Here is a 5,289-nt window from a genome sequence, read left to right as displayed (position 1 = left end):
CGACGGTGCTGGTGCCGGCCCCGGCCGATGCCCCGCCGGCCGCGCGGCTGCGCGAGGCCGGCGCGGTGATCGTGGCCAAGACCACCATGCCCGACTACGGCATGCTGTCGTCCGGGCTGTCGAGCTTCCATGCGCTGGCGCGCAACCCCTGGGACCGCTCCAAGGGGCCCGGGCGGGCTCCAGCGCCGGCGGCGGTGCGGCCGCGGCGGCGGGCTACGGGCCGCTGCACATCGGCACCGACATCGGCGGCTCGCTGCGCCTCCCGGCCAGCTGGTGCGGCATCTTCAGTTTGAAGCCCAGCCTGGGCCGCATTCCCATCGATCCGCCCTACACCGGCCGCGCCGCCGGCCCGATGACGCGCACCGTGGCCGACGCCGCGCTGATGATGCAGGTGCTGAGCCAGCCGGATGGGCGCGACAGCATGGGACTGCCGTTCCAGCCCATCGCCTGGGGCGATGCCGCGCGCGGGACCGAGCGGCTGCGCGGGCTGCGCCTGGGGCTGCTGCTGGATGCCGGCTGCGGCCTGCCGGTGGACCCCGAGGTGCGCGCCGCCGTCGAGCAGGCCGCGCGCTGGTTCGAGGCGGCCGGTGCCCGGGTGGAGCCCATGGCGCCCTTCATGACGCCGGGCATGCTCGATGGCATGGACCATTTCTGGCGCATGCGCTCCTACACCGACCTGCAGACCCTGCCCGAGGAGCGGCGCGCCCGCGTGCTGCCCTACATCCGTGCCTGGGCCGACAGCGCCGCGGGCCTGTCGGGCATCGAAGTGTTCCACGCCAGCCAGCAGTTCCACGCGACGCGCGTGGCCACGGTGCAGGCCTGCAGCGCGTTCGACTACGTGCTCTCGCCCGTCGCGCCCATGCCCGCCTTCGCGGCCGAGCTGCCCTCGCCCACCGACGACCCGCTGCGCCCGCTGGAGCACATCGGCTTCACCGTGCCGTTCAACATGTCCGAGCAGCCCGCCGCCTCGGTGAACTGCGGGTACACGGCGGCGGGCCTGCCGATCGGGCTTCAGATCGCCGGGCCCCGCTTCGACGACCTGGGCGTGCTGCAGGTCGCCCATGCCTTCGAGCAGATCCGCGGGCCGCAACGCCCCTGGCCCCAGCCCCCCGGGGCCTGACGGGTGCGCCCGCGGGCGCGCCTTTCAGGCCCATGTTCCTTTCAACGCCTGCCCTACTTTCCTTCACCCCCGTTTTCCGACACCACGGCCCGACCCCGCACATGGACACCTTTCTTCTGGCGATCCTGATCGCCACCGGCACCTACGCCCTCAACGCCCGCCAGCAGCGCCGGCGCATCGCGCTGCTGGCGCGCCACCTGGCCAACTACCAGATCGAGAAGCTGATGGAGAACCTCACCGAGGGCTACCTGCGCGCCCTGGGCGAGAGCGAGCCGCAGCGGCGCGACCAGATCTGGAGCCTGCTGACCACCACCGAATCGCAGCTGACCGAGCAGTTCAACCGCTTCACGGCCGAGTTCTCGCGCCTGGACCCGGCGCTGACCCGCGTGAGCCGCATCGCGATCAGCCTGCCGTTCGCCCACCAGCTGTTTCCATCGGCCGCGTTCGACATGCGCAAGGCCCTGCTGGTGCATGCCCAGGGCATCGACCGCGCGGTGCGCAACGAAGCCGGCCGCGATGCGCGCGACAAGGCCTTCACCCTGTCGGCCGAGCTGTTCCTGATGCAGCACACCTGCCACTGGTTCTGCAAATCGAAGACCATCGCCTCGGCCCGCATGATGGCGCGGCACCAGACGCCTTACGACCAACTCGTGGCCTCCGTGTCGCCGGAGACGCGCAAGGCCTATCTGGCGCTGGTCAACGGCTGACCGCCCTCATCGTCCACACCCCGCCATCGCCCATGCCGACCGCGCCCGCCGCACCGCCCCCTGCCGCCCTCGCGCCGCGCGCGGCCTGGGGCATGCTGCTGGCGCTGGTGTCGGGCTTTGCGCTGAGCCAGGCGTTTCGCACCATCACGGCGATCATCGCCACGGGCCTGCGGGCGGAGTTCGGGCTGTCGGCCGCGGCGCTGGGCGCCTTCGCCGGGGCCTTCGCATTCGCCTTCGGCACCATGCAGCTGTTCATGGGCATCGGGATCGACCTGTACGGCGTGCGGCGCACGCTGCTGGCGGCGTTTCCGCTGGCCATCGCGGGCGCGCTGCTCTCGGCGCTGGCGCCGGGCTACGGACTGGTGCTGCTCGGGCAGGCGCTGATCGGCGTGGGCTGCGCCCCGGCCTTTTTGGTGTGCACCGTGTTCATCGCGCGGCATTTTCCGGCCCAGCGGTTCGCGGTGGTGTCGGGCGTGGCCATGGGCGTCGGTGGCCTGGGCATGCTGTTCACGGGCACGCCGCTGGCCTGGCTGGTGCAGCACGCGTCGTGGCGCTGGGGGTTCGGCGTACTGGCGGGCCTGGCCGCGCTGGCGTGGCTGCTGATCTTCTGGAAGGTGCGCGAGCCCGCGCGGCCGCACGCGGACGGCGCCCCGCGCGAATCGGTGGGCGCCGCCGTGCGCGGCTTCGCGGCGCTGTTCCTGCTGCCGCACACAGCGGGCATCGTGCTGCTGGCGCTCAACACCTATGCCTCGTTCCTCGCACTGCGCGGGCTGTGGCTGGGGCCGCTGCTGATCGAGCGGCACGGCTTTTCGCTGGTGCAAAGCGGCAACGTGGCCGTGGTGGTGTCGCTCGTGTCACTCTTCAGCCCCGCGCTGTTCGGGCGGCTGGACCCGGGCCCCGCGCGGCGCCGGCGCTGGATCGCCGGGTTCACCGGCGTGCTGGCGGGGCTGTTTGTGGCCATCGGGTTGCTGCACCAGGCCTGGCTGGACGTGGGCGGCGCCATCGGCGTGGGGCTGCTGTCGGGCTACATGGTGCTGCAGTACGCCGACGTTCGCTCGGCCTACCCCGCCGCGATGACCGGCCGCGCCATGGCCGTGTTCACCATGGCGATGTTCCTCGGCGTGGCGCTGATGCAGTGGCTGACCGGCGTGGCCGCGGCCATGGCAGCGGCGCACGGCGTGGAACCGTACACGGCCGTGATGCTGACGATCGCGGCGCTGCTGGCCACCGGCGTGCTGGCGTTCCTGCGGCTGCCCGCGCCAGCGCACGCCTGAGCGGGAGGGCACGGCCGGCCACTGCGCCGCAGGCCGCAACCGGGCTTCAAGCCCCATCGGCCTCCAGCGCAATCGACACCAGGGCATGACGCTACAAATTCAATAGCACACCAAAGGCGCTGGCGCTGCCTACCGGATGTGCCATTCGCCATCCACCAGCGCCCGGGCCCGCCGGTCGATGGAGTCATTCACTTTGGCCTCCGCCTTTTTAGACTCCCGCATCGCTTTCGCTTCGCTGATGACGCCCTTCTCCGCGTTCTCGAACTGCGCCATGGCCAGTTTGGTCGCGGCTTCCTGCTTGGCTTTTACCTTGACGTCGTGCATGGAAATGTAGGCCCGCAACGGCGCCCACATGTGCGTCAGGCGAGGATCGAGCAGGTCTCTTTCGTGGAGAAGCGCTTCGCGCGACATGCCCAGACCGGGATCGCGAAGAGCGCCCTGCAGCAGGTCAAGCGCCGCGCGCGGGTCTTGCGTATGCATGATCTTGTGCTCCAGCATTTTGGAGAACCCGGTTTTGACGTCGCCCAACACGGCCGGGCCGTCATGCACCTGCGTCACGCCGTCGGCATCCACGGCCTTGAGTGTGTGCTCGCTCAAAAACTGGCTGAAGCTGCTTCGGAACTCGGGAGACCCGATGGCCTCGGCCACGATCTGATCCAGAAGTCCCCTGTCCTCTCGTGTCAGCGATTGGCCGAACATCATCGCGTCGTGGGACAACCCTTGCCTCCACTTGTCAAAGCGCGCGGTCAGGTCGGGGTCGATGCGCTTGAGCTCACGCCGGAGTTCAGCCCCGTGGTTCCGTGATGGCCCAGCCTGCCGGGTCGCGGGCGTCGTCGGTGGCCGCATCCTCGCTGTGGGCGCCTGCGCCGCTTGCCGTGCGGCCTGGGGGTGGCGGATTTGCTGCAATTGGCCGCGCAAATGATCGGGCACCTGGATGACGCAGTTGGCGGGCAACCGGGCCAGGGACTGGGGCAGGGTCTGCAGTTTTGTGCCCTCCAAGTCCAGGAACTGCAGGTTGGAAAGGTCTCCCACGCTGTCAGGCAAGCGCGCCAGCTTGGCATTCCCTTGGAGGACCAATGTCTGGAGCCCCTGCATGTCGCCGATGTTTTCGGGCAATTCCCGGATGTGCCGAGAGTGCGACACGCTCAATTGCGTCAGGTGGCGCAGTTCGGTGATGCTGGCTGGCAGGGTCGAATATTCCCCGCAACCCAACTCGAGCGTGCGCAGGCTTTGCATGCGCCCCAAGTCCAAGGGAAGTTCTTTCAATGAATTCCCGGTCAATTGCAGGGTGTGCAAGTTGGGGAGGGCCGTCAGCGACGCCGGCAGGCTCTCCATCTCTTGGTTGGTGGCCAGCGTCAGATGGCGCAACTGGCGAAGCTCACCCAGGGTTTCAGGCAGCGAGGTCAGCCCGGTGTTGGTCAGCGACAGCTCCAGCAGGCCTTGCAGCCGTCCGATCGCATCGGGCAACGTCTTGGCAGGAAGGCCCCACGCCACCACGAGCCTGGAACTGTCTCCCATGGCCACGCGGCGCATCGCGGTGGCCACCCCTCGCAAGACATCCTGTGTCGTGTCTCTGTCTTCAACGTCATCGTAGAAGTCGACGTTGCCATTCACCTTGTCTGCCAGCGGCAGGCTGCGCTCGAGCCAGTCGTCGATATCGCGCACCACGCTGCTGGCCAGGGCAGCCGACGAGCTACCCGCCGCTGCGGCCGGATGCAGCGGCGAACGCGGCGGTGAACTGGAAGCGCGCCCAACCACAGAGCTTCGGGGCGCCATGGTGTTTTCCGCCTGGGCATTTTCACGGCGCCGCGCGGTCAGCGGACTGCCAGAGCCTTCGGCTGCACGGGGAGAACCGCGTGGCGGCGTGTTCTCGGCAGGTGCACGTTCCGTTGGACCGGTTCGGGGACGGGAATGGAAAAGGCGATGGATGGTGTTGAACATGGAGGTGCGCCGAAGGCTTGGCGGCTTTGGAGTTGCAGCGCACCTCAGGCTACTTTCCGTCCAGCGCAATCGCTGCGCCAAAACCGAAAAGGTCACAGCGCTGCGCGAACCGACGTCCTGCCGTGATGCCAACACGGGGCGTTGACGGCGCGCGACGCCCTGTCGCCAGGATCGGAAGACCGGAAGGAAGTCCGCATCCGCGCACCGCGTCGGGGGAGGACTTCAAGCCCAATCGGCCTCCAGCGCA

General features: G+C 69.1%; 3 protein-coding genes and 1 pseudogene. 3 read left to right on the top strand and 1 reads right to left on the bottom strand.

Going from position 1 to position 5,289, the window contains the following annotated elements:
* The 3 genes and pseudogenes from AC27IO_RS20080 to AC27IO_RS20070 all read left to right on the top strand — a co-directional run.
* Nucleotides 1–1,120, top strand: a pseudogene (locus AC27IO_RS20080) (amidase); the annotation flags it as partial.
* Nucleotides 1,121–1,221: 101 nt separating this feature from the next.
* Nucleotides 1,222–1,827: a hypothetical protein gene (locus tag AC27IO_RS20075; RefSeq protein WP_317356643.1), complete on the top strand. Its 606-nt coding sequence runs from the start codon at nt 1,222–1,224 to the stop codon at nt 1,825–1,827.
* 32 nt (nt 1,828–1,859) lie between these two features.
* Nucleotides 1,860–3,101, top strand: coding sequence for an MFS transporter (locus AC27IO_RS20070; protein WP_498740408.1), 1,242 nt, complete (start codon nt 1,860–1,862; stop codon nt 3,099–3,101).
* 129 nt (nt 3,102–3,230) lie between these two features.
* On the opposite strand, the gene AC27IO_RS20065 is transcribed toward AC27IO_RS20070, so the two are convergent.
* Nucleotides 3,231–5,042: a leucine-rich repeat domain-containing protein gene (locus tag AC27IO_RS20065; RefSeq protein WP_498740406.1), complete on the bottom strand. Its 1,812-nt coding sequence runs from the start codon at nt 5,040–5,042 to the stop codon at nt 3,231–3,233.
* Nucleotides 5,043–5,289 lie beyond the last annotated feature (247 nt).

This window comes from Acidovorax sp. KNOB132, from assembly GCF_057541515.1.
This window is presented reverse-complemented; position numbering and strand designations above follow the sequence as displayed.

Coding starts and splice junctions, on each gene's coding strand:
- AC27IO_RS20075 (WP_317356643.1), top strand. CDS start 1,222: ATGGACACCTTTCTTCTGGCGATCCTGATCGCCACCGGCACCTACGCC.
- AC27IO_RS20070 (WP_498740408.1), top strand. CDS start 1,860: ATGCCGACCGCGCCCGCCGCACCGCCCCCTGCCGCCCTCGCGCCGCGC.
- AC27IO_RS20065 (WP_498740406.1), bottom strand. CDS start 5,042: ATGTTCAACACCATCCATCGCCTTTTCCATTCCCGTCCCCGAACCGGT.